Source organism: Colwellia ponticola, from assembly GCF_005885605.1.
Lineage (GTDB): Bacteria > Pseudomonadota > Gammaproteobacteria > Enterobacterales > Alteromonadaceae > Colwellia > Colwellia ponticola.
Genome location: NZ_SZVP01000003.1, coordinates 251,899 through 276,937 on the forward strand (window position 1 = coordinate 251,899; position 25,039 = coordinate 276,937).

18 protein-coding genes are annotated in these 25,039 nt (G+C 37.7%); 9 read left to right on the top strand and 9 right to left on the bottom strand.

Annotated elements, in window-relative coordinates:
* The first annotated feature begins 14 nt into the window (after positions 1 to 14).
* Entirely contained in the window at positions 15 to 533 is a 519-nt protein-coding gene (locus FCS21_RS05800) for a PEP-CTERM sorting domain-containing protein (RefSeq protein WP_138621337.1), read from the top strand.
* A gap of 242 nt (positions 534 to 775) precedes the next feature.
* On the opposite strand, the gene FCS21_RS05805 is transcribed toward FCS21_RS05800, so the two are convergent.
* The 4 genes from FCS21_RS05805 to FCS21_RS05820 all read right to left on the bottom strand — a co-directional run bounded on the left by FCS21_RS05805 (position 776) and on the right by FCS21_RS05820 (position 8,520).
* The gene (locus FCS21_RS05805; RefSeq protein ID WP_138621340.1) at positions 776 to 2,755 is read right to left on the bottom strand and encodes a BCCT family transporter; all 1,980 of its coding nucleotides are present in this window, start codon (positions 2,753 to 2,755) and stop codon (positions 776 to 778) included.
* Positions 2,756 to 3,045: 290 nt separating this feature from the next.
* Positions 3,046 to 4,419 carry an ATP-binding cassette domain-containing protein gene (locus FCS21_RS05810; protein WP_138621342.1) on the bottom strand — a complete coding sequence of 458 codons (1,374 nt, stop codon included), beginning with the start codon at positions 4,417 to 4,419 and terminating at the stop codon, positions 3,046 to 3,048.
* Between the two features lie 253 nt (positions 4,420 to 4,672).
* Positions 4,673 to 6,271, bottom strand: coding sequence for a cation:proton antiporter domain-containing protein (locus FCS21_RS05815; RefSeq protein WP_138621344.1), 1,599 nt, complete (start codon positions 6,269 to 6,271; stop codon positions 4,673 to 4,675).
* A 386-nt stretch (positions 6,272 to 6,657) separates the two neighbouring features.
* Positions 6,658 to 8,520 (bottom strand): choice-of-anchor I family protein, encoded by a 1,863-nt coding sequence (locus FCS21_RS05820; RefSeq protein ID WP_138621346.1) that lies wholly within the window; start codon positions 8,518 to 8,520, stop codon positions 6,658 to 6,660.
* 377 nt (positions 8,521 to 8,897) lie between these two features.
* Between FCS21_RS05820 and FCS21_RS05825 the strand changes: the two genes are divergently transcribed.
* Complete coding sequence (locus tag FCS21_RS05825) at positions 8,898 to 10,070, top strand: acetyltransferase domain-containing protein (RefSeq protein WP_138621348.1); 1,173 nt, start codon at positions 8,898 to 8,900, stop codon at positions 10,068 to 10,070.
* Between the two features lie 160 nt (positions 10,071 to 10,230).
* On the opposite strand, the gene FCS21_RS05830 is transcribed toward FCS21_RS05825, so the two are convergent.
* Positions 10,231 to 10,587, bottom strand: coding sequence for a winged helix-turn-helix transcriptional regulator (locus FCS21_RS05830; protein ID WP_138621350.1), 357 nt, complete (start codon positions 10,585 to 10,587; stop codon positions 10,231 to 10,233).
* Positions 10,588 to 10,735: 148 nt separating this feature from the next.
* Between FCS21_RS05830 and FCS21_RS05835 the strand changes: the two genes are divergently transcribed.
* Together FCS21_RS05835 and FCS21_RS05840 are read left to right on the top strand one after the other, a co-directional pair.
* A complete protein-coding gene (locus FCS21_RS05835) occupies positions 10,736 to 12,067 on the top strand; it encodes an aldehyde dehydrogenase family protein (protein ID WP_138621352.1) in 1,332 nt (443 codons plus the stop codon).
* 371 nt (positions 12,068 to 12,438) lie between these two features.
* Positions 12,439 to 13,224, top strand: a complete 786-nt coding sequence (locus FCS21_RS05840) for a 2OG-Fe(II) oxygenase family protein (protein WP_138621354.1) — start codon at positions 12,439 to 12,441, stop codon at positions 13,222 to 13,224.
* A gap of 273 nt (positions 13,225 to 13,497) precedes the next feature.
* Here the strand turns inward: FCS21_RS05840 and FCS21_RS05845 are convergent, their stop codons facing one another.
* The 3 genes from FCS21_RS05845 to FCS21_RS05855 form a co-directional block, all read right to left on the bottom strand.
* On the bottom strand, positions 13,498 to 13,845 hold the full coding sequence (locus tag FCS21_RS05845; RefSeq protein ID WP_138621356.1) for a RidA family protein: 348 nt from the start codon (positions 13,843 to 13,845) through the stop codon (positions 13,498 to 13,500).
* A 334-nt stretch (positions 13,846 to 14,179) separates the two neighbouring features.
* Positions 14,180 to 16,366, bottom strand: a complete 2,187-nt coding sequence (locus FCS21_RS05850) for an OsmC domain/YcaO domain-containing protein (RefSeq protein WP_138621358.1) — start codon at positions 16,364 to 16,366, stop codon at positions 14,180 to 14,182.
* A 318-nt stretch (positions 16,367 to 16,684) separates the two neighbouring features.
* On the bottom strand, positions 16,685 to 18,307 hold the full coding sequence (locus FCS21_RS05855; RefSeq protein WP_138621360.1) for a SulP family inorganic anion transporter: 1,623 nt from the start codon (positions 18,305 to 18,307) through the stop codon (positions 16,685 to 16,687).
* A 723-nt stretch (positions 18,308 to 19,030) separates the two neighbouring features.
* Between FCS21_RS05855 and FCS21_RS05860 the strand changes: the two genes are divergently transcribed.
* Both FCS21_RS05860 and hpt read left to right on the top strand, forming a co-directional pair.
* Positions 19,031 to 20,479 (top strand): NCS2 family permease, encoded by a 1,449-nt coding sequence (locus FCS21_RS05860; protein ID WP_138621362.1) that lies wholly within the window; start codon positions 19,031 to 19,033, stop codon positions 20,477 to 20,479.
* Between the two features lie 377 nt (positions 20,480 to 20,856).
* Entirely contained in the window at positions 20,857 to 21,387 is a 531-nt protein-coding gene (gene hpt, locus FCS21_RS05865; protein WP_138621364.1) for a hypoxanthine phosphoribosyltransferase, read from the top strand.
* Between the two features lie 135 nt (positions 21,388 to 21,522).
* On the opposite strand, the gene FCS21_RS05870 is transcribed toward hpt, so the two are convergent.
* Positions 21,523 to 21,996 (bottom strand): Spy/CpxP family protein refolding chaperone, encoded by a 474-nt coding sequence (locus tag FCS21_RS05870; RefSeq protein ID WP_118056233.1) that lies wholly within the window; start codon positions 21,994 to 21,996, stop codon positions 21,523 to 21,525.
* Positions 21,997 to 22,230: 234 nt separating this feature from the next.
* On the opposite strand from FCS21_RS05870, the gene FCS21_RS05875 reads away from it, so the two are divergent.
* From FCS21_RS05875 to FCS21_RS05885, 3 genes are read left to right on the top strand one after another with little or no spacing between them, the layout of a single operon-like run.
* Positions 22,231 to 22,959 (top strand): response regulator transcription factor, encoded by a 729-nt coding sequence (locus FCS21_RS05875; RefSeq protein ID WP_171035641.1) that lies wholly within the window; start codon positions 22,231 to 22,233, stop codon positions 22,957 to 22,959.
* A gap of 2 nt (positions 22,960 to 22,961) precedes the next feature.
* Entirely contained in the window at positions 22,962 to 24,359 is a 1,398-nt protein-coding gene (locus tag FCS21_RS05880) for an ATP-binding protein (RefSeq protein ID WP_138621366.1), read from the top strand.
* Between the two features lie 57 nt (positions 24,360 to 24,416).
* Entirely contained in the window at positions 24,417 to 24,998 is a 582-nt protein-coding gene (locus FCS21_RS05885) for an NlpC/P60 family protein (protein WP_138621368.1), read from the top strand.
* The last annotated feature ends 41 nt before the right edge of the window (positions 24,999 to 25,039 follow it).

Sequence of the window (25,039 nt, forward strand, 5' to 3'; positions counted from 1 at the left end):
CAAAGGAATTCAATATGAACATAAAAGTGTTAAAAGCAGCTTTGGCTGGTTTAGTTCTATCTATAAGTGGTTTTGCTAATGCAGGGCTTATTTTCGTAGACTCTTGGCATGTCGGTGATGGCGCTAAGTGGGGTGACCAAACACAAATAGCTTATTCTGGACAAGAAGCTGCAGCTTTTCTTTTTGGTGGTAATGCCGAAGATTATGTTATCTCTACTATATCAAATGTAGTAGATGACATAAATTTTAAAGCATGGATGGATGAATATGGCTTAGGAATGACTTCCATACCTTATGCACAAGACTTTAAAAATGGTGACTTTTATATTTCAGGCGTTAAATCAGCACTTATCTTAGATAATTCATGTAGTGATAGATACAGCAACATGAACGCATCATGTGTTGACCAGTATGTAAATTATGCATTTATTGATGATGGTATAAATACTGTAGCTGTACCTGAGCCGACCACCGCTGCAATATTAGTATTAGCTCTTATGGGTTTAGTCTCTCGTACATTCAAAAAACGCTAACCTAATCAATCTAGCTAATCTAAACAACAATGACTTATTAACAATAAGTCATTCCTAAAGCACCATAGACTAGGTGCTTTTTTATTGCCTTAACTTTATCATTATGAACATTTAACTAGACACTCATTTTAATGCTTAAAAATATCGAACACTTGCCCCTAAAGTAAGGTGAGCTATTAAAGAATAGTAACGACAGCTACCCTAGCACTAGAGTAACTGTCGTTATTTTGAGCGATTAAAGGTTAACGCAGCAAATGTAAAAAATGCAAATGTTTGTGGTATTGATCAATAATATCATTAATTACCGCAGTCTTTGACCAGCCCATAATGTCATAATCTTGGCCACCTTCAACTAAGTGAACTTCAGCACGATAATAACTTTGCTCATCATCATTTTCTTCATTCGCATAATCAGGTTGTGAATATTTTCGCGCCAATACTCGGTAAACAAACGCTTGGTCTTCACCATGATCAATAACTAAACTCAGCCCATTGTTATCTGAAATTTCAACATTGATATCGTTTTCTCTTAACTCTTTAGCTACTGAATCAAGCGCAGGTGTCACTATTTTGCTAATAAATTTATTAACATTGCTCTTGTTTGGAAAATCAACCACGTTCTTTAAACGGTTTTGCCAGCTATCATTATTGTCTCCCCCTGAATGCGGTATTGGGGTTATTAACTGACTTTCTTGTTTAAACCCCTCAACTTTTAAGGCTTTAATCAGTCCCACAATTGCTAGTAGTAAAACGACAGTAAAAGGTAAGGCACTAGCAATAGTCATAGTTTGTAAGGCGCTAAGTCCACCAACAAGTAATAATATTCCCGCTACGATGCCTATGCCAACCGCCCAATAAACACGTTGCCATAGCGGTGTGTTATTACTGCCGTGTGAACAGAGCATATCAACCACCATTGCACCAGAATCACATGAGGTGACAAAGAAGATGATAATCATTAACACACTGAAAAATGATAACACTGAGGTTAATGGGAAGTTTTCCAAAAAGACAAATAATGCCACTGATGAGTCTTTACTTACCATTTCACCTAGCTCAACCACGCCTTGGCTGTGCACTAAATCAATGGCGCTATTACCGAAAATAGTCATCCAAAATAAGGTGAATACTGTTGGTATCAACATCACGCCAATAATAAACTCTCTAATTGTACGACCACGAGATATTCTGGCAATAAACAAACCAACAAAAGGTGCCCAAGCAAGCCACCAGCCCCAGTAAAATATAGTCCAACCGCCTATCCAATCAGTTTTCTTATAAGCAAATAAGTTAAAGGTGTTGTGAACTATATCTGCTAAGTAGTCACCGATATTTTGTAAATAAGCTTGCAATAAAAATACCGTTGGGCCAAGTACAAAAATAAGTAACAACAAAATAATCGCTAAAGCCATATTGGTTTCAGATAAAATTTTAATACCTTTATCTAATCCCGTAGCCACCGATATAACCGCCAACCCAGTGATCACACACATTATTATTATTTGGTTAGTGGTCGATACCTCAATACCGAACAAGTAACCAAAACCAGCATTAACCTGTGATGCTCCTAAGCCAAGTGATGTTGCTACACCAAAAACCGTGCTGACTACAGCAAAAACATCGACTATATGTCCTGGCCATTGATAAATTCTATCGCCAATTAACGGATATAAAGCAGAGCGTAACGTCAACGGTAAGTTATGGCGATAGCTAAAATACGCTAATACTAAGGCAACAACGGCATAAATAGCCCAGGCATGAAGTCCCCAGTGAAAGAACGTCATCTTCATCGCCTCTCTAACCGCCTCAACGGTACCCGTTTGTGCGGTTGGTGGTGATAAATAGTGCATTAATGGCTCTGCAACGCCAAAGAACATTAAACCGATGCCCATCCCTGCGGCAAATAACATAGAGATCCACGAGCCTAATGAATAGTCGGGAGTCGAATGATCAGGTCCTAGGCGAATATCGCCATAACGAGAGAGGCCTAAAAAGGCGACAAAAAAGAAGATAAAGGCAACGGTAAGTACATAAAACCAACTACCATTTTCAATAATGTTCGATTGAATAAGATTAAAAAGGCTTTGTGCTTGTTTAGGTAGTAAAGCGGTATAAAGTAACAGCGCGATAATAATGGATGAAGCGCTAAAAAATACGTTCTTGTTTAGCTGATTCTTGTTTGATTGGTTTTCATTTAATGGACTATTGACAACTGCAGGCAAAATATTCCCCTAGATTAATTAGTATTGATATTATATCGACTTCAATACCTCTGTAAACAGTATCCTCGGTAAAGCTACTTTTTATAGGTATTATCTAAAATTTTTTTATCTTGCATTTATTTTGTGACCTTATGAATTTATACCTATCTAACTAATGATCAGCTCATCTTTACATTTTAAAAAAAACAGTTAACGAAGTTACTATTAATAACAAGCGCCCAAAGGGCGAGTAACTATTTGCTAGACTGCTTTTTTCTTGTCATAAAACGACTTAACGATAAAATTGTAGCTTACAACTTTATATGTTGCTTAAAAATTGATAAATACTCATCTTTGCGATGACTGACTAATAACATGGTGCTGTGTTGTTGCTCAGCCAAATGCTCTAAGAAGTTTAACACTCTATGTCGGTTAAGTTCATCTAACCCCTGTGTCGGTTCGTCTAAAATTAATAAATAAGGTGATTTAACCAAAGCTCTAGCGATTAAGGCTAGTCGCTGCTCTCCATAACTTAAACTTCTAAAAGTGCTATGTTGTTGGTCTAACAGGCCTATTTTTTCTAGCCACTGTTTAGCAATATCGACTTGCTGTTTTTCCGGTTGTTGATAAAGACCAATGGAGTCATAAAAGCCAGACAGTACTACTGATAACAAATCACCATTAACGCGGTATTGGCGATGCAGCTCGGCACTAACAATGCCCATGTCTTTTTTAAGTTCCCAAATGCTTTCGCCAGAGCCGCGTTTAAAACCTAACACATGGATATCATTGCTATAACATTGGGTACAATCGCCGGTAATTAACTGCATTAACGTCGATTTACCGCTACCATTAGGACCAGTTATTAAGGTATGTTGCAATGGTTTGATATGAACATCTAAATTTTCAAAAACACTAACACCTTTATACTGTACCTTCCCTTGAGTTAATTTGACTAAGTGCTCATGTTTATAGTCGCATAGTTCTTGTAGGTTAGTAGGCCAACTTACCTGGTCAGACATTGGCGTTAGTAACGCATCAAGTTGGCGCTTAGTTTCATCACTGTCAAGCTTACCAAGAACATCAAGCTGACCTCGTTCAATAAAAGCAATATTCTCACACCATGTTGGAATATCTTGTCGGTTATTTAGCAGCAGCAACACGCTAATACCTGTTTTAGATAATCGCGCTAGTGCGTCGGATAAGGCAAGACAAGAGGCTTCATCTAAACTGTCAAAAGGATTGTCGCACACCAACAACTCTACACCATTAAATATCGCCTGTAGCATTAATAGCTTTCTGCCTTCGCCAGTACTTAACTGACGATAACCACTTTCAAGTCGGTGACTTAAACCAAACTCGCTAATAAGCGCGTCATTAAGCTTATCTGCCGGTAAAAAATCTTTAGCTTTAGTACCAATAGGAGCGGCATAATCAGCCGCATTAACTTGTAATTCATGCTCATAAACATCTTGTTGGCTTTCAAAAGAAACCATACCCACTTTATCGACGTGGGGTAGTTTACAATCGCCAACGGAACCAGGTAATAAAGTACCAGTTAACAACTGTTCAAGGTATTGCTTTCCAGAGCCATTTCGCCCCAGAATGCACCAGCTTTCGTTGTTAAGTACTTGCCAGTTTTTAATGGTTAACTTGGGGTGTTCAAAATGGGTAATGTTTATCATAAGATGGGAAAGCTCAGTGGTAGTTCAATAAAGGAGTTATATGACATTAAATATAATGATATAGGTTATGATAACCTTGCTTTATAGGCGCTATCAACCGCTTTATTTTATTCGGTATACTCTTTATCTAAAGCGTTGTCCCTGATATAGAATGAACCTATTAAAAGCAACATCACTGTCGATAATTCTTCAGGTGATGTTGCTAATCTAAAAATATTAGCTGCTCCTTAATTTCAAATACTATTCAGCTAATTCAAGACATACTCTGCTTCACTAAGAGTACGGCTGTTTCATGTTGCGCATGAACGAAAGATTTAATATTAATATCTGCTAGGGCAAGCTTTTCTTCAAGTGAATTAACTTTAACCACTAAGTTGGCACTGGGATAATAGTCCAACACAGCTTCACAGATTATTTGTTTATTTTTCAAAGTGTTCACTGTAACAATAATACTACGAGTCTGCTCAACGTTAAGTGATTCTAATACCGGACGCTTATCTAAATGGCCAAAGTAAGCATCAAAACCTCGCTTTCTCGCCAATAACACATGCTGTAAGTTATCTGAAATAATTAAAAATTTAACGTCACGTTGTGTAAGCTCAGTAGCGACAATTCTACCTAAAGTAGCAAATCCACAAATGATGGTATGATTTTTTCTATTTACCGTAGCTATCTTATCTGCTTCAAAAAATTCGACGACAAAAAGTGATGCTATTTTATAAATATTGTTCACCATAAAAGGCGTTAAAATCATTGATAATACGGTGATCAAAATAAGAAAACTACCTAACTCACTAGTAATAATACTTTGATTAATTGCCAGTGCAAAAATAGCGAATGAGAATTCCCCTACTTGACATAAAGCGATAGCAGACTTTATTGAGTCACTTTTATTGCCTTGTGTTTTCATCAAACTATATACAATGATGGCTTTTACTAGCATAACAAGTACTAAAATACCTAGCACCCAATGTAGGTTATTAATAAAGTATTCAATGTTTATTTTAGTGCCAATGGAAAAGAAAAACGCGCCTAAGAATAAATCTTTATAAGAAGCGATATCTGATTCTACTTTAATATGAAACTTAGTTTCAGCAATAATCATACCTGCTATAAATGCCCCTAATGAATAGGTAAAACCCATTTGATGAGCAAGTAATGATGTCCCTAAAACAATGGTAAATACCGAACTTAAAAATAACTCCTCCATTCGAGCATTTGATGAAAAATGCAGTAACCAAGCGATAATTTTTTTACCTAAGGTAAACATGAAAATAATAATACCACTCGCATACAAAAACGTTTTAAATAATACATCGGTTAGTGATAGTTCATTATTTGCTAGGAAGCTCATCAATAATAAAATAGGGATCACCGCTAAATCTTGAAAAACTAAAATAGCGACTGATTTTGTCCCATAAGGAGTGACAATATCTTTTGATTTTTTCAGGTAAGGTAATACGATGGCTGTTGAAGATAAACTGAATGAAAGCGAAATAACTAATGATGATATGGCATCAAGACTAAAAGCATAATAGGCCATAATAAAGATAGTTAACGAGCTAAGTAATACTTGTATAGAGCCATTAAAAAATATTAGTTTTTTCATTTTACCTAACTTAGAAAAAGACATTTCTAAACCAATGGTAAACATGAGAAAAACAATACCAAATTCTCCAATAAGCTCTAAAGAATCAAGATTTTTACTACCATTAAAATCAAAAAGAGTACTCACGACAGTACCCGTAATAATGTAGCCAATAATATGTGAAATGGATAATTTGGTTAATAAAATATTTATCACACTAGCAATAGCCAGCGAGATGGCAATGATGACAAGAATTGAATCCATTATATCTCCTAAAAAACGTTCTAAAAATGAGCTAGCTTAACAATAAAATAAACAGTAAAAATATGGTGATGTTTTCACTAAACAGCATTAATGAAAACATTACAATACCTAAAATGCATATATCATGCCAACAACAACTTAAGCGAACGCCAACAGAAATAAAAAATAAACCTTTTAATTCAAATGCTTAAAGTGTAAATATTCATGGTAAAAATAGTTTTAAAAAAGGATAGTGATTACGTGTTTATTTTGATGCACATGCACCTTTATAGTGCAATTACACGGTTGTTTCGCCCGACGTTATTACGCAAAAAAAAACCTGCCTATTCAGCAGGTTTTATTTGCCATGATAGCAAATCTATAACGATCCAAATTGTTATAGTGCTTTATTGCTCAGTCACTTGATAAACCGTCACAGTTCCCGAGACTTCATTACCAATAATTAATAGCGGTTTATTCGTTGGGCTATTTATAGCAGATATAAACTTAATACTTTCAGGGCCTAAATCACCTGCCATATTGACCTGACTACAATTCATACCGGCGTTAATATCACAAGGGTCAGCTAAACCATCATCCATCTTATAATCAATGGTAAAGTCACGGTTATTATAGTGTGTGACAAACGCAGTATTAAATGGGTTAGTGATGTCGTAAACAAATAGGTCGCCAGCACGCTCTTGAGCAATAAACGCATAGGTTCTGCCATTTATTGTGCCAATGTCAATGGCTTCAGGTTCTCCACCTTTATCATCCGAGCGATTATCGCCTTTATTTTCAGTGTGTGCCGCGTTAAAATTATTACCTAGAATAGAGGCTGAAATTTTGCCAAAATCATCTCCTGAATCAAACACCAAGTTAATATTTTTATCCCAAATAGAGAATGAACGCGCGCCATAAGCAAATAATTGTTCAAACTCACTATCATTATCGGCATCACCTAACGCAGTGGTTACTTTCAAGCGACCTAAGTAATCTTTGCCTCCTGACTGATCATATTGCTGTTGTAACTCAACTGATAAGGTTTTATTGAGCTCAGCCGGATCAATAATATCTTTAACCCGCACTTCTTCAGAATAACCGGCGTAATCTCTAGCGTCACCTTCGTTAGCAGAGATAATAAAGGTCGCCCCGTTCCAGGTATACGAGGCAATGGTATCGGGTTGATACATGCCATAAAGTCCCTTAATGCTTTTAAACTCAGGTACTGCATCTTTGTTAGTAAAATCTAATTGATACTTGCCCCAGTCTTTATAACCTAAGGCTTTAACTTCGATGGTAAGATTGTCAAGATTAATAATACCAATGGCATTGTTTTCTTGCAGCGAAACGTAAGCCATTTTACTGTTCTCTGAAACCGTTATGTATTCAGGCTCTAAATCCTTAGCGACGGTGTTACCAACAGGTCCAGCAAATTTAACCCCTGACGTTGTTAAAATCGCCATACGCTTGCCATCCGTATCAATATCTGTGGCGCTTAAATTGTCATCGCTAAAAGTGATATCCGTGGTTAAATTAATAGTCGTTGCCGTATTGGCTGGCACCGCCTCAGCAACGGCAATAACCGAGATAGAGCCTTCAGGATCATTTGAGTAATCGGCGTTTGGCTCGCCTTCATTCGCAACTAAAGCTTTAGTACCGTCAGGAGTAAAGGTCACCATGTCAGGTAACGCGCCGACTTCTACCGCTTTAATAAACGTGCCTTCACCTAGCGCGCTTAAATGATAAAACAATATAGCACCATTGTTTTGTTTTACTTGTCCTTCCACAGCAATGGCTAATAAGTCATCTTTAATCGCAATAGAGTTCACCGCACCTAAAGCAATAGTTTTTTCTAAGCCGACAAGATCAGTTACTGTCACTGTAAGCGGGAAAGTAAAAGCGTTGGACCGTAAACTTTCATCGGCGACCGGGTTACCCACCTCAGTAGTAGAAAGGTTAGTTAAGCTAATAACTTCGATATGATTATCCGCGCCATTAATAGCAAAGGCCGAGTTAGATGTTTTATGAAACTGCACAATTTCAGCAGCACTTTTTCCGTAAGTACCGGTAGCAAAACGGCCAACCACTTCAACATTAAGTGCGCGCGGTAAGCTTTTACCATCAGCGCCATTACTCCCTGAAACACCTTGCGCACCATCATCGGCATCAAATTCACAGCCAGTAATAACCAAAGACAGTGCCAAGGACATAGCGACTGTTAATAATCTTAATTTACCATTGTGTTTACCATTGTACTTTTTTAACATTATTTAGCCTTAATTTTGTGTTGTTACGTAAAATGACGACACATTAGGCCCTTAATATGGCAAATTAATGACTAAAACATGAAAGTATGGTTACAGCGTGATGCCATTCCCTTTGCAGGTAAGTGTTAAGGTGTTTGCATCAATGCAATTAAATGAGATAATTACCGCTTAAATTGATATTAATAATTTACTAGATGAAGCGTACTGGTCACGTTCATACTTTCACTTTCATACTATAAGAAGCAGTCCCCCCCTTAAATTATCAAATGACACTAAAATATCAATTTTAACGAATATAACTACAACTATTGCGATTAATCCCCATCTGAGACTCTCTCAATCATGATTAATTACAAGCATAAGGTGCGAATATAAAAATGAAGTCCGTTATATCAGTGGTTGATGCCAACACTACTCAACATAAAAATCGACTTGCCTCAATCGACATTCTCAGAGGCCTAGTTATGTTATTGATGTTAGTAGACCATGTTCGAGAACGTTTTTATTATCATCAAAATGTGTCTGATCCAATGGATATTAATACAACAAGCACAGAGTTATTTTTTACGCGTATAACCGCTCACTTTTGTGCGCCAGTTTTTGTTTTTTTAACCGGGCTTTCCGCATGGTTATACGCTAACCCTGTAAATAAACCTCAACGTTCAGCACAAGAATTTTTACTTAAACGTGGATTATTTATCATTTTTATTGAAGTAACATTAATCAATTTTTCTTGGTTCGGTGATTACAACGCGCTTTATTTACAAGTTATGTGGGCAATTGGCTTGAGTATGATCACACTCGCTTTTGTCACTAAGCTTCCGCATTGGTTAATTGGTTTTTTAGGGTTTACTATTGTTTTTGGTCACAATGCCTTGGAATTTATAAGTTTTCAGCCACAAGAAGCAGGTTATACACTCTGGACCATTTTACACGACAGAGGGCTTATTTACGTTAGCGATACTTTCAAGGTAAAAGCCTCATATCCTTTATTGCCATGGATTGGCGTGATTTTACTAGGCTATTTTATTGCACCGATCTTCTCGCACTCAACGCCTGCTAATAAGAGGAAGAAAATACTAATAACTATTGGAATAGGCTCTATAGCAATACTGTTAGTATTAAGGGGATTTAATATCTATGGTGAAACACTCCCTTGGTTAACCAGTAACCATTGGCTCACCTCTGTTAAGTCTTTTATTAATTATACAAAGTACCCTCCTTCCCTTGATTTTTTACTTTTCACATTGGGCATTGCATTACTTGTTTTAGCCGCACTGGAAGGTGTGAATAATAGATTCTCAAAGGTGATAGAACGTTTTGGCTCAGCTCCAATGTTTTTCTACATTGTTCACTTATATGTACTGTTAGTGTCTTATCGAGCATTAGTTAATGTGTTTGGTGCCACTAAAGGCGATTACTGGGGAGTAGATGATGTCTGGCAAGTATGGGCGATTGCTTTTTTACTGGCAATATTACTTTATTGGCCTACTAAAATGTTTTCTCGTTTTAAACAGAGGACACGTTTACCTTGGGTTAGATATCTATAAAAATCGTCAGTGTACCCAATATTTATTGTGAATAAAGTGTACGTATTTAATGAGTACACTTTATACAAAATTTAAAAATCAATATGCCCTATATGGAATGCTCTAACCTCTAATCGGTAGTTAGGTACAGAGTTCTTAAAGGTGATGTTCAACACAATAGTTAGATATTGTTATCTTCAGTCCACTCTTTTAGTCTCTCTAAAATATCTAATGCGGTGCGGCCAAAGTCTGTTATGTCATAGGCAACAGCAATAGGGCGATCGCTAATCACTTCTCGCGTAACTAAACCTTGTGCTTCTAATTCCTTCAGTCGTTGATCAACCATTTTCTTACTTGCACCACCTAGCATGCGAGATAATTCGTTAAAACGTACAGGGCCATCTTTTAGATGCCAGAGAATAGACGCTTTCCATTTTCCTCCTAAAACTCGCATACCTCGTTCAATGAGGCAAGGTTGCTCACAGCTTTCTACATTTATTTTTTTTACACTACTGTTTGTTTTTGTTGTACTTTTCATTTTATTTACATTGTAATTATAGTGGTTACTAAAAGTATACTAGTTGCTTTAATCAACCACTCTAGCATAATACAGCCATATAACCAATTCTCACTTTGTGATGCATGTAAACTCACCTTAGTTTAATGCGATTTTAGGAAACTATATTATGTCAACGCTCACCTCTTATGATCCTATTAATAGAAAGCCGCTGGGCAATGTGCCCATTACTGAACCAGCCGAGATGCCCGCGGTTGTTTTACGGGCAAAGAATGCACAAAAATCTTGGTCTGCTTTATCTCTTGGTGAACGCCAACAACAAGTAGTTAAGGCTTACGAAGGGCTTACCGTAGTAGATGATGAGCTAACATTATTGATCAGTAAAGAAATGGGGAAAGATTATCGAAGAGCGAGTTATGAAGTGGGCGGTACTATTCAGAACACCGCCTATTTTGCTCAAGAAATAGCACAAGCTCTACAGAGTGAATCAATGGGACGTGAGGGTGAAATGCAATATCGCCCTTTAGGCGTAGTGGCTGTTATTTCTCCGTGGAATTATCCTCTGGCGATGGCGAATAATTTATTATTACCGGCGCTTATTGCAGGTAATAGTGTCGTGTTAAAACCTTCAGAAGAAACCCCTTTGGTTGCTGAACTTTTTGTTAACACGTTAAATCAGGTATTACCTGAAAATGTATTACAAATAGCACATGGTGATGCACAAACAGGTAAAGCCTTGGTTAATGCCGACATTAACATGGTCGCTTTCACCGGTTCACTCGCTGCAGGCAAGCATATTATGGCAAGTGCCGCGTCAGGGCTAAAGCGTTTAGTGATGGAGTTGGGCGGGAATGATCCACTTATCGTTATGACCAGTGCGGATATAGATAAAGCGGTTCAATTTGCCGTCGCTAGCTCCTTTGAAAATACCGGTCAAATGTGCACATCTACCGAGCGTATTTATGTTGATGAGCGTATTGCCGATGAGTTTGAGCAGAAAGTGGTTGCCTTAGCACGTCGCTATCAAGCAGGCCCTTGGGATCAACACAATGTCAATATTGGACCCATTGTTAACCCTAAGCAACATGCTAATATTTTGTCTCAATTAGAAGATGCTAACGCTAAAGGCGCGAAGTTTTTACTCGGTAAACCTCATTACGAATTACCTTATATACAACCCACTGTTGTGACGGGTATCACGCCCAATATGAGGTTAGAGCAAGATGAAACTTTTGGGCCCGTAGTGGCTATTAGTCGGTTTAATCATTTGTCTGAAGCCATTGAAAGAGCTAACGCTAGCCCATACGGCTTAGGTGCTGTGGTATTTGGTGGCGCTGGCGCAAATGATGTTGCCGAGCAAATGCAAGCTGGCATGGTGGCAATTAATAAGGGCGCTGGAGGTCTTGGACCTTGGGTTGGTGCTAAGCAAAGTGGTTTCGGTTTTCATGGTACTGCTGCCGGTCATCGCCAGTTTTCTCAAGTGAGAGTTATCAATAAATAAGTCGCTGATTCCATTTGATTGCAACTTGAGTGCCACTTGAAAAATAATTGAAACATAAACTTAGCCGTCATTTTTAATGACTGCTAAGTAATACCAAGTCTATTAAGTTATTTCCCACTCAGCCAGAATTAAAAGGCTTAGAGGCAAGGCATTGATTGCAGAGAATGGTTATTCCCTTGTCAAAATCAATAACGCCGGCTATAAGCCTTTTAAACTGGCCCTTGGGAGCTTATTAGCAAACTGATAACCGCACAAAATTGATGAAATATAGACTAACTATACTTAACCAATTTTGCTTGTTCTAAGCTCGCTAATATAGCGCTGAGTTGGGAATAAATTTAATAGAATTGGTATAAAATATAGAGAAAGATATGAACCAAAAAATAGATACAGTAGATGATTTTTTTATTGCCGCTTTAGAGCCAGGAGCTGAGCATCCGGCGTTACCTGCATGGGGTAACCGTAAGGTAAACCCTGCAAACTTGAACCAACATGTTGATGTAAGCAATATTGAGCGACAAGAGTTAACGCAAGTGCCCGGAGCCTTTCAGTTATTGAACGTATTGACAAAAGAAGAGTGTGAAAAGCTAGTTAGTATTAGCGAACAGTTGGGTTTTTTACCTGATGCCGCGGTTTCTCTGCCACGCAGTGTTCGCCATAATGATAGCTTAACGTGGATAGTTGATGAACAAACTGATGGTATTATTTGGCAACGTATTGCGCACTTAATGGATGACAGACAAGCTATTTTTGCTGGCAGTAAAGCGTTGGGGATCAATGCTCGTTTTCGTTTTTATCGTTATAACCCCAAGGACTACTTCAAACCACACTCAGATGGGTCTTGGCCGGGTAGTCGTGTTATTAATGATGATTTGATTACTAATGCTTACCCTGATCGTTATAGCCAAATGACATTTTTAATTTTCTTAACTGAAAACTTTCACGGTGGCGAAACACGCTTCTTAGTCAATGCTGATGATTCGACTCAACCAGCAACAAACAATGACAAGGTTAAAAATGTAGATATTAGAACCCCTGCTGGCGGCATATTATGTTTCCCTCACGGCATGCACCCTCTACATTGTATCCATAGTTCGCTACCTATTACTGACGGGGTTAAATATATCATCCGTAGTGATGTTTTGTTTGAGTTGTGAACCTTTTTTCAGGTAATGAGGATAGGTCATTATCTGCAACAGTTTTCACCTGGTCATGTTGGCTATAAAGTTATACCTTCACTTGCTTTGGTGGTATGGATGCCAGATACCGTAAATGACTCTAGCATTTTATAAGAAGATAGTCATAGCGTTCGAAAGGCGAAAAAAAACCAATGTTAACTAAAGACATTGGTTTTTTTCTTAAAATAGACAGTTAAGTAAAAGTTTAAAGCTGTTGTTAATTTACTTGTAAATAATACGTCATCTGTCTATTTATAATGCTGCGGTAATTGTCACTTCAACTAAAACCACATCACGCGCCATCGTTGATTGTACACATGAACGCGCTGGCGCTTGACCTGCAGGTAGCCACTCATTCCATAACTCATTAAATAATGGTACGTCTTTATTATCTTTAACATGGATAAGTGCTGATAATATTTTTGAGTTATCTGTGCCCGCTTCGGCTAAATGCTCGTCGATACGTGCAAAAACTGATTTAGTTTGACCGGCCATATCTTCGGTTACATCCAAAGCAACTTGGCCACATAAATAGACAGTGTCGTTGTGAATGACAATACGGCTAACTTTTTCACTGTTACGTTTACGAATAATGGTCATAAATACATTCCTATAAAATTGAATTAGCTCAAACGTTCACTAAAAACGTTACTATTATGTTCTCGACTATTAGTGATAGTGGTTACTTAGTGATAACTATTTGCTTCGTTTGAGACTGAGGCATAGTGTATTGATACGATAAACAAAGATCTAGAAATAACCTTAAATTACATTTCAGATGCCGAAATGTAATAATAAAAATGAAAAAGCCGGTACTTATTTAATAAATACCGGCTTATTACCTAAACTTGTAATGAGTCATCTGAGCTTGTTTATCTATTAATACCGCTCTTTGTTGTAAAGTACAGCGCTGTAAACAAGACGAGTTAAACGATTACATTTGAGCAGCAAGTTTACGTGCTTGATGTAGTTTTTTATAACTTTCAATCAATCTTAAATGCTTATCTAAACCTTCAAGTTTCATGCTAGTGGGGGTTAAACCATAGAATTTTACCTCACCAAATACCGATCCAACCACTTGTTCCATATTGTCTGCGCCAAACATACGGTTAAAATTAACTAAGTAATCGTCAAGATCTAGCTCTTCATCTAACGTGACTTCAAGCACCGCATGAACCGCTTGATAAAATAAACCACGTTCTACTGTGTTATCGTTGTATTGTAAAAATTCACCGACTAATTCAATCGCTTCTTCTAGCGCGCCCAATGCTAAATAAATAAGAATCTTCAATTCAAGAATGGTGAGCTGACCCCAAACGGTGTTCTCATCAAACTCAATACCAATTAAGGTTCTAATATCAATGTAGTTATCTTGCTGACTGTCTTCTAGTCGCTCAACCAAGGCCACTAATTGCTCTTCACTTAACCTATGTAAGTTTAAGATATCTTCACGATAATCTAATGACTTATTAGTATTGTCCCAAATAAGATCTTCAACGGGATACACTTCTGAATAATCAGGAACCAAAATACGACAAGCCGTTGCGCCCAATTGATTAAATTCAGCAATATATACTTCTTTGTCTAGGTCTTTGAGAATACTCATTAAGCCTTCATTTTCTTGTTCATTGCTGCCTGAAAAATCCCATTCAACAAAATCAAAGTCATTTTTATCACTAAAGAAGCGCCAGGAAATAACACCTGTAGAGTCAATAAAGTGATCAACCGCATTTTCTGGCTCTGTTACTGCCATGGTGTTAAAGGTTGGTTTAGGTACGTCATTTAAACCTTCAAAGCTTCGCCCTTGCAATAACTCAGTTAAACTACGCTCTAATGCCACTTCAAAACTGGGGTGTGCGCCAAATGAGGCAAAAACACCACCGGTTTTTGGGTTCATTAAGGTGACACACATTACCGGAAATTGACCGCCTAACGAGGCATCTTTGACTACTACAGGAAAACCCTGTGCTTCTAAACCTTCAATACCAGCTAAAATACTCGGGTACTTAGCAATAACGTCTTTGGGTACGTCAGGTAAAATAATTTCTTCGGTAATAATTTTTCTTTTCACCGCGCGTTCAAAAATTTCAGATAAACACTGTACTTTTGCTTCAGCCAAGTTATTACCCGCGCTCATGCCATTACTTAAGAATAAATTCTCAATAAGGTTTGAGGGAAAGTAAACCGTTTCACCATCAGATTGGCGTACATAAGGAATAGCACAAATACCACGCTCGCTCATGCCTGAGTTAGTATCAATAAGGTTTGAGCCACGTAGTTCATCATCTGGATTATAAAGCGCTAAGCAGTAGTCATCTAAAATACCATTTGGTAATTCATCATTAGCACCTGGTTTGAACCACTTTTCATTGGGGTAATGAACAAAGTCACTATTGGCAATATCAGTACCAAAAAACTGATCGTTATAAAAGAAGTTACAGTTAAGGCGTTCAATAAATTCACCTAATGCTGAAGCAAGTGCACTCTCTTTGGTGGCGCCTTTACCGTTGGTAAAACACATTGGCGAGGCAGCATCACGAATATGCAGTGACCACACATTAGGAACAATATTACGCCATGACGATATTTCAATTTTCATACCAAGGTCTGCCAAAAGACCAGACATATTGGCAATAGTTTTTTCAAGTGGTAAATCTTTACCTAAAATAAAAGTACTAGCACTATCATCCGGTTGCTGCATCAGCATAGCCTGAGCATCCTCTTCAAGGCTTTCAACCAAATCAACTTTAAACTCAGGTCCGGTTTGAATGACTTTTTTCACGGTACAGCGTTCTATCGAACGTAAAATACCTTGGCGGTCTTTATCAGAAATACTTTCTGGTAATTCCACCTGAATTTGAAAAATTTGGTTATATCGGTCTTCAGGGTCAACGATATTATTTTGCGATAACCTGATATTGTCAGTCGAAATATCACGTGCATTACAATACACTTTGACAAAATAAGCAGCACAAAGCGCTGACGAGGCTAAAAAATAATCAAACGGTCCCGGTGCTGAACCATCGCCTTTATAACGAATAGGTTGATCAGCGATGACACTAAAATCGTCAAACTTGGCTTCAAGTCTGAGGTTGTCGAGAAAGTTAACTTTGATTTCCATTGAGTAATGTCCAGTGTTGTATACGTGAATCGGCGCAATAATGACCTATTGCTATAAACTAAAAGCACGACCCACGACCATTACTATTTATTGAAAGTACTTGGCAAATATTAATAATCGCGTGCTCATAATCGAATTTTTTATCGTAATTTTTTACAATAATAACCTTAGCAAAATAACGTAAATTTGATCAGGTAATGTGTGGTTAGCATATTAACACGCTTACCTTTGATAATCTTGCTTTGAGCCTTGACTGATTAAACAAAAAAGCCCCCGCCATCAGGAGCTTTAGCTTAGTTACTCGTTTTAGGGGTATAGCTATATCGGTTGATTACTCTTCAAATAAGTAAGCGCCTCTAACCGAGTCGCAAAAATATGCTTTGGCGCAATTCTATCAAGTACTTTGAGTTTATTAAAATCGTTTCTTACCCGTTCGCAAACACTTGATAATAAAATATCGCGTCCCTGATTTTGATAACTGATAATAATTTCTTCAATGGCAATAGTACTGGTTACACCAACAAAATTAGCGTCGGTTAAGTCGATTAATAGCGCTTTATTTTGATCAGACTCTGAAACACTTTGCTTTAACCCGCGCGCCACACCAAAACCAATTGGTCCTGAGATATTAAGCAGTAAGACGCTGTCATCCATAGCTTGTAATAGCTCCATTTCAGCTGGTGATAAATGTTCAGCGTTTTTAGCTGTGTATAATTTAATATTATCAAGCTGGATTTCTGACAAACGACGAATAGTCACTAGATTCGCTAAGAACACACCAATAAGTACCGCGGTCACTAAATCAAAGGCAACTGACATCACCATAGTCGAGATCATTAAGCCGACACTAAATAACGGTATTTGATGAATTCTTTTTAGAAAATTCCAATCGATAATACTAATACCAACATGTGTCAAAATTGCCGCTAACACTGCAATGGGAATATAAGCGGTGTACTCCCCTGCCCATAAAACAATGGCTAAAATGAACAGCGCGTGAAGAATACCTGATAAAGGCGTAGTACCACCGGCTCTTAAATTAGTTACCGTGCGCATCGTTGCGCCGCCACCTGGCAATGCACCAAATAAACCGGCAACAATATTACCGACACCTTGGCCCACTAACTCTTGGTCTGAATCATGTAATTCGTTAGTAATACTATCAACGGTTAATGAGGTCATTAAGGAGTCTAAAGTACTTAACGTCGCAATTAATAGCGCCGAGTTAATCATTTCACTGGCTAAGGCATTATCCCAAACGGGCATATTAAAAGAAGGTAATTCACTAGAAATTGCGCCAACAACCTCCATATCTACCCCTGAGAAAACGTAAAACATTGTCGCCCCTGCTACCGCAATAATACTCGCTGGCACCACACGACTAAGCTTTTGTGGCCAGACAAAAAGCACTAATAAACATGCTAGCCCTAATAAGGTGTTAGTGCTGGTTAAGGTGTTAGTTAACTCACTTAATGACCATTGTAATTGAGGTAGAGGCTGTCCAAATAAAGGTTCAATTTGAGAGAGAATAATCAACACGCCAATGCCGGAGGTAAAACCTGAAATGACTGGGTATGACACTAAAATAAAATATTTTCCCAACTTAAAAAAGCCGAACAACATTTGAAATAGCCCCGCTAAGCTAACTACAGTAAATGCCGCGGCAATACCATTCTCTGGAGACTGCGCAACAAAACTGGTTAAGATGGCAACCATAGCTACAGTTAACCCCGTATTAGGACCTGAGATCTGTTGGTTGGTACCACCAAATAAAGAGGCAAATAACCCCGTTAAAATGGCACAATAAATACCTGCACTTGCACCAGCTCCCGAAGTAACGCCGAAAGCTAAAGCAAAAGGTAAGGCAACGATTGTTGATGTTAGCGCACCAAAAATGTCACCTTTGATGGTTTTTCGATTAAAATGAGATAATAAAAGCATGGCTACCTAAATTAATTTATTGATGGTTGGTTTGTTGGTGATGTACCACTCGGTTGATAATACCTTATTTCATTCTCATTGATTTCTCGTTTCGCTCTAGCTACCTTAGCAAAAAACTAATAATATATTTTAAATCAATACATTAGATTGCCTTAAACTTGTATTTAACATGAGCTCAACTGCATAGAATAAAGTACGTCTACGGTGGACTATAAATGGACTATATACTAAAAAACCATTTCTTGACACTATTGACAAGTTTTCTATTTTAAGTATAGGATTAAGCCGCTAATCGTAGAATAGGGATATTAATACCTGTAAATTTTTCATGACTATAATAAGTGATTTGGCACACGATAATAAAATGTTGACTGCGTTTAATGGGGAATCAGTTACGTTAAAAAAACGTTCAAAAAAGCTTAACTGAGTGCCACTTAACGTTAACTTTATTCGCTATATTTTCACTTGATAGTATTAACAAGATATTTTACTTCGTCGTTTTTTACTTGTTGATGTGTGTTTTATTTAGGTATTAATAGGTTAGTACGTAGAAATAGGTCATTAAAAGTACCTACTTCATTAACAACCGCTGCTATAATCGGTGTTATCGATATTAAAGCAAAAAAACTAAGGCCAAATTTTTAAAAATTATTACCAGCAGGTCAAACTTTAAAAAATATAAATAAACGACCTAGAACATAAATCAACGAGAGAACTGTAGTTATGGAAAAAACGAGTCAATCTTGCGAGAAAACAGCTGAAGTCCCTACAAAAGGCACAAGTCTTTTAGAGCGCCTTTTTAAACTAACAAAACATAATACCTCTGTTAAAACTGAGATCATGGCAGGTCTTACTACCTTCGTGACCATGTCTTACGTTATGTTTTTAAATCCTATTATCATGTCTAAAACCGGCATGCCATTTGATGGACTATTCCTAGCCACCTGTTTGGGCGCTGCTATTGCGACCATCTTTATGGGTATGTATGCTAACTGGCCTGTTGGTCTTGCACCAGGTATGGGCTTAAACGCCTTTTTCACCTTTTCAGTGGTCGGTAGTATGGGCTACAGTTGGCAAATAGCCTTAGGAGCGGTATTCCTTTCGGGTGTTATCTTCGTCTTAATGAGTGTCACCAAAATGAGGGAATGGATGCTAGATAGCATTCCCTTAAGTTTACGACTAGCCATGACAGCAGGGGTAGGTTTATTCTTAGGCTTCCTCGGGTTACGCTTTACCGGTATTGTTGTTCCTGATCCTGATAATGTGGTTGCTTTAGCTGATATGACTCATTTTGGTTTTGGTGCTTTTGGTCCTGAAGCCCCAGCATTAGGCTTTTTAAGTTTCTTACTTATCTCTGTTCTTAGTTACCGTAACGTATTTGGTGCAGTATTAATTGGTATAGCGGTTACTACCTTCGTTGCTTTTGCGATGACCTGGTTACTACCCACTGACTTTTTCGTGGTAGCTGAAGCGGCTAAATCATTTGCCCCCGCTTCTGGGTTTGTTACGTATAATGGCTTATTAGCGGTACCTGAATTTTCTGCACTTGAGCCTATTTTCTGGAAAGCAGATATTGTTGGTGCGTTTGAAGTTGCATTAATTCCTGTCATTGTTACTTTTTTGTTTGTTAACATTTTTGATACTGCAGGTACCTTAATGGGCGTTGCCGAGCGTGCTAACTTACAAGACGAAAATGGTAAAATTGAAGGGCTAAGTAAGTCGTTAAAAGCTGATTCTATGTCATCAGTATTAGGCACTGCCTTTGGTTGTCCGCCAGTTACTTCCTATGTTGAGTCTGCTGCAGGTGTTGCTGTGGGTGGTCGCACTGGACTTACTGCGGTAACCATTGGTTTATTATTTGCAGCTGGCATGTTTTTTCTACCACTAGCGCAAATGTTACCTGGCTTTGCTGTTGATGGTGCGCTTATTTATGTGGCTATGTTAATGATGAGCTCACTTCGTGGTTTAGATTGGGACGATTTAACTGAGTACGCACCTGCGGTTTGTACTACAGTAATGATGGCGTTTACTTTCTCTATTGCTAACGGTATTGCTTTTGGTTTTATTACTTACACCGTATTAAAAGTCGGTTCTGGTAAAGCCAATCAAATATCTAACGGTGTTTGGGCGTTAACAGTTTTATTTATTGCTAAGTTTATTTTCTTAACCTAATAGGCTTTACGTAACTCACTTAGCTAATATAACTATAGTATTGATTAGTCAATGAAAGACCTAAATTAAACTGACTTAGCTAAGTGAAATTAACGATAGTATTAGCAATTCCAAAAAAGCCTTTGCGAGCAAAGGCTTTTTTTTGTCTCAGTATCCTTTATAATAAACAACGCTGAATATACCAAGTCTCTTAAGTTATTTCCCTCAACGAGAATGAAAAGACTTAGGAACAAGGTATTAATTACAGAGAATAGTTACTCAAAAGAGTCGCAGCTGCATTCTCTACATAAGCCACCTCCGTGTAGCGCCCTTGTCAAAATCAATAACAGCACAACACTAAGCAAAGATAGATTCACTAACTAGCAAGAACCAACACTATGAAACATACTATTGAGGTTATGATCTCAGAAGAAGAAATTAAAGCACGAGTAGAACAACTAGGCCAACAAATCAGTGAACATTACCAACACAGCGATAATTTAGTGATGGTCGGTTTATTGCGTGGTTCATTTGTTTTCATGGCTGATTTAGCCAGAGCTATTACCGTTAATCATAGCGTTGACTTTATGACGGCATCAAGTTACGGCAATAGCATGCAAAGCTCGCGTGATGTTCATATCTTAAAAGATCTTGATGATAATATTGAAGGTAAAGATGTATTATTAGTAGAAGATATTATTGATACCGGTAACACCTTAAGTAAAGTATTACAGATTTTAAATTTACGTGGCCCTAACTCTATTCAAATTTGTACCTTATTAGATAAACCGATTCGCCGTGAAGAAGATGTCGATGTAAAGTGGGTTGGCTTTGCCATTCCAGATGAGTTTGTTGTTGGAGTGGGTATCGATTATGCACAAAAATATCGCCACTTACCTTATATTGGTAAAGTCATTCCGAGTGAATAAACGCAGTAGTCACAGAGTATAACAAGCACCATAAAAAATCCGACACTAGGTCGGATTTTTTATGGTTATTTTATCGCTGAGCGTATCATTTTTATTATTGACAATTTAGCGCTCTTCCTACTATTAATATCTCTATCAATGATGACGTTTATTTGAATCGGAGCGTTTCTTTTTCATTGTGTTATATGTCGCTAATTGCGTTTCGGTTAACACACTCTTTATGGCAAATTTATTTTTTGCTCTCGCCAATGCCATCGAAGTAAAAGTCGCTTGGTTATTAACACGTAATTCAATAAAAGCTTGTTCATCAAAACGCTCTGCTGACATTAATATGCTCATTTGCTCACGAAAATCATCCATCACTGGTTTTAATGCATCCATCTCTGCTTTATTTTCACTATTTAGCTTTTTAATCTCGTTTTGTTGCTGTTCTGATAAGTCTAATCTACGCGTCAGTTTAGCTAACTTCCTTTCAGTCATTTGATGATAGCCTTTGTCATGACCACGGTGATAACTTGAGCTATCACTACCTGCAAAACTTAACGGTGCTAACACTAATACGGAACAAAGTGACGTTGCTATTGCTAAAGTTTTTAATTTAATTTTCATTGGGTTATTCCTTGTTAACGGCTTTTATATATCAGCAAATATTTATAGATAGTAGCGAAGTTATCGCTTTTGCTTTGAAGACAACCACAGTATATCGAGTCTTTTGCAAAACAGTGCAAGGCTATGTAAAGCTATGTAAAGTTGTTCTATGGCTTAAGAAGATCACGTAAACTAGCGGCTAGTAAACCGATAAAGTAAGGCTAAATAAAGCAATGTACTTAGGCAACCACTTATATGACAACCTCTCAAATGCAAACTAAACATATTCTATTAATTGATGATGACGCTGAACTCGCTGAACTCTTAACGGAGTACCTTGCCAGTGAAAATTTTAAAGTAACCTCTTGTTTAGATGGCGCTAGTGGGCTAGCAAAAGCCTCTGATGAATGTTTTGATTTAATTTTACTTGATGTAATGATGCCAATATTAAATGGTTTTGAGGTATTAAAAGCGCTAGGAGGTAATCATAAAACCCCTATTTTAATGTTAACAGCTAAAGGCGATGATAATGATCGTATTTTAGGACTTGAATTAGGGGCTGACGACTATTTAGCCAAGCCCTTTAAACACAGAGAATTATTAGCGCGTATTAAAGCGATACTAAGACGTATATCTATTGTAAAAGCACAAAATAAAGCACAACTAAATAAAGCAACCTATCAGTTAGCGATTAATCAGGTGAACGTTAACCAAGCAACCCGTGAAATAAGCTGTCGAGGTCATTTACTTGATTTAACAGGGACTGAATATTTAATCTTGACTTATATGCTTGATCGCCACGGTGAAGTTATTAGCAAAGCCGATATATCTGAGCAAGTATTGCAACGTAAACTCAGTTTGTATGATAGAACCGTTGATGTCCATGTTGGTAATGTTCGCAGAAAACTGCTGGCTATTGACCCTGTCGATAAAATAAAAACAGTGCGTGGTGCTGGCTATGTCTTTTTAGCAGGAGAGCAATAACCATGGTCACATTAACTGATAGGCAACCTAACAGGTTTTCATTAGGTATTAGTTTAAAGTTATTTTTTGCTTTTTGGTTAGTTATATTAACCTCTGTGCTGGTTAGCTATCTTGTTACCATGCAATTTAGGCACAGCCCTACCCAAGAGCAAGCTGATACTGAGCAACTAGCGTTACTTAATTTATACCGACAACAATTAGCGGGTCAACAACAGCTCAAGCTAAACGCCCTACAAAAAGAGTTTTTCCACACACATCAGCAATACTTACTTATCAAAAAAATCCGTAACAACAATATTTATACCCCCAGAAGACGTTACTGGTCAGAAGTCAGGGACTATTTAAAAAAACATTCGCTTGATAATCCCGTTAGTATTGATTTTGATTTTGTCAAAGTAACCTCTTCTCAAACCATCACTATCAATGGCGAGCCTATGCAATTATTCATTGCCAGTAAGCTACACCATAAACGCATTGTCAGTTGGGTTAATCAACTGCCCATAGCGATACGAATATTCATGCTCTTAGCGGTAAGTTTTTTATGTTGTTGGTTGCTTGCTAAAAGCTTTACCAACCCGTTAATTGCCATACAAAAAGCCAGTAAAAATATAGGGGAAGGCAAGTTATCGACCCGCATTACCCGTTTTGCTCAACGCTCTGATGAATTTGGCGCACTGGCTCGTAGTTTTAACAACATGGCTGAACAATTAGAGAGTAATATTACCGCTCACCAGCGTTTATTAGCCGATGTATCTCATGAATTAAGGTCGCCCTTAACGCGTTTACAACTTGCGGTTGCCTTAGCAGAAAAAAATATCGGTAATGATAGTGAGCAACAAAAGCATTTACGCCGCTGTGAAACCGAAGTAGAACGATTAGACGAAATGATAGCCGATGTGCTTACGCTATCAAGACTAGAGCATAATCAAAATGCTTTTACCGCTGATGATATTGATCTCAATACGTTAGTAGAACAAGTTATTGACGATTGCCAATACTTTGCTAGCAGTAAAAAGGTAACGATTGAGTTAATATCCACCGTTAACTGCCCACTTTTAGCTGATAGTAAACTACTGGCTAGTGCTATTAGTAATGTCATTAATAACGCGGTAAAATACTCACCAAGCGGCCAAGTAGTTACCGTAGAATTAAATAATCACAATGAAAAAATACTGTTAAGCGTCGCTGATACAGGCTCTGGCGTACCAGTTGATATGCTAGAAAAACTCTTTAGCCCCTTTTTTCGTGTTGCCGATGGGAGGGAAAGACGTAGTGGCGGTACTGGGTTAGGCTTAGCCATAGCGCAACAAGCCATATTGCTTCATCAAGGCAGTATTGTCGCGCACAACAGACAGCCTAATGGCTTAAAGGTTACTATAACACTCCCTTGTAAGCATTAGTCAAACTAGCTATTAGCTTAAAGAATTTCAGTGATAGCACGACACCTATGGATAAATATGGATAAACATTCCCCTTGCTTGATAACAGCTTGGCCGTTAGCTAAACCGAGAGTAAAAAAACATCTGATAACGTTATTGGTGATAAGCGTATCTATCGTTATTCAAGGCTGTACATCGTCGCCTTTCTATCAAAAAGAGTCGCCAAATTTTAGCTCAATCACTGACCGTAATTTACAAGACAGACAAACCAAATTACTTGCTATATATCAACAATGGCAAGGCACGCCTTATCGCTTAGGTGGTAATTCATTAGCAGGCGTTGATTGCTCCGCTTTTGTTCAGCATGCCTATCAAGTCATATCCCCTTATAGATTGCCAAGAACAACGAAATCGCAAGTATTACTTGGTACCGCCGTGAATAAGCAACCAATGATTACTGGCGATCTGGTGTTTTTTAAAATAAAGGGGCAAACTCGTCACGTGGGTATTTATATTAATGATAAGCAGTTTTTACATGCTTCAACAAGTCAGGGCGTTACTATCTCTTCGCTAACGAATAGTTACTGGAAAAAACATTACTGGCAAACAAGGCGTATTCTTTCCAAACAAAATAACGTAGCTAATATTGCCCCGTATTGAACTGCTAATAATGAGGTTAACGCTAAATTAAAGTTAATTAA

Coding starts and splice junctions, on each gene's coding strand:
- FCS21_RS05800 (WP_138621337.1), top strand. CDS start 15: ATGAACATAAAAGTGTTAAAAGCAGCTTTGGCTGGTTTAGTTCTATCT.
- FCS21_RS05810 (WP_138621342.1), bottom strand. CDS start 4,419: ATGATAAACATTACCCATTTTGAACACCCCAAGTTAACCATTAAAAAC.
- FCS21_RS05815 (WP_138621344.1), bottom strand. CDS start 6,271: ATGGATTCAATTCTTGTCATCATTGCCATCTCGCTGGCTATTGCTAGT.
- FCS21_RS05820 (WP_138621346.1), bottom strand. CDS start 8,520: ATGTTAAAAAAGTACAATGGTAAACACAATGGTAAATTAAGATTATTA.
- FCS21_RS05825 (WP_138621348.1), top strand. CDS start 8,898: ATGAAGTCCGTTATATCAGTGGTTGATGCCAACACTACTCAACATAAA.
- FCS21_RS05830 (WP_138621350.1), bottom strand. CDS start 10,587: ATGAAAAGTACAACAAAAACAAACAGTAGTGTAAAAAAAATAAATGTA.
- FCS21_RS05835 (WP_138621352.1), top strand. CDS start 10,736: ATGTCAACGCTCACCTCTTATGATCCTATTAATAGAAAGCCGCTGGGC.
- FCS21_RS05840 (WP_138621354.1), top strand. CDS start 12,439: ATGAACCAAAAAATAGATACAGTAGATGATTTTTTTATTGCCGCTTTA.
- FCS21_RS05845 (WP_138621356.1), bottom strand. CDS start 13,845: ATGACCATTATTCGTAAACGTAACAGTGAAAAAGTTAGCCGTATTGTC.
- FCS21_RS05850 (WP_138621358.1), bottom strand. CDS start 16,366: ATGGAAATCAAAGTTAACTTTCTCGACAACCTCAGACTTGAAGCCAAG.
- FCS21_RS05855 (WP_138621360.1), bottom strand. CDS start 18,307: ATGCTTTTATTATCTCATTTTAATCGAAAAACCATCAAAGGTGACATT.
- FCS21_RS05860 (WP_138621362.1), top strand. CDS start 19,031: ATGGAAAAAACGAGTCAATCTTGCGAGAAAACAGCTGAAGTCCCTACA.
- hpt (WP_138621364.1), top strand. CDS start 20,857: ATGAAACATACTATTGAGGTTATGATCTCAGAAGAAGAAATTAAAGCA.
- FCS21_RS05870 (WP_118056233.1), bottom strand. CDS start 21,996: ATGAAAATTAAATTAAAAACTTTAGCAATAGCAACGTCACTTTGTTCC.
- FCS21_RS05875 (WP_171035641.1), top strand. CDS start 22,231: ATGACAACCTCTCAAATGCAAACTAAACATATTCTATTAATTGATGAT.
- FCS21_RS05880 (WP_138621366.1), top strand. CDS start 22,962: ATGGTCACATTAACTGATAGGCAACCTAACAGGTTTTCATTAGGTATT.
- FCS21_RS05885 (WP_138621368.1), top strand. CDS start 24,417: ATGGATAAACATTCCCCTTGCTTGATAACAGCTTGGCCGTTAGCTAAA.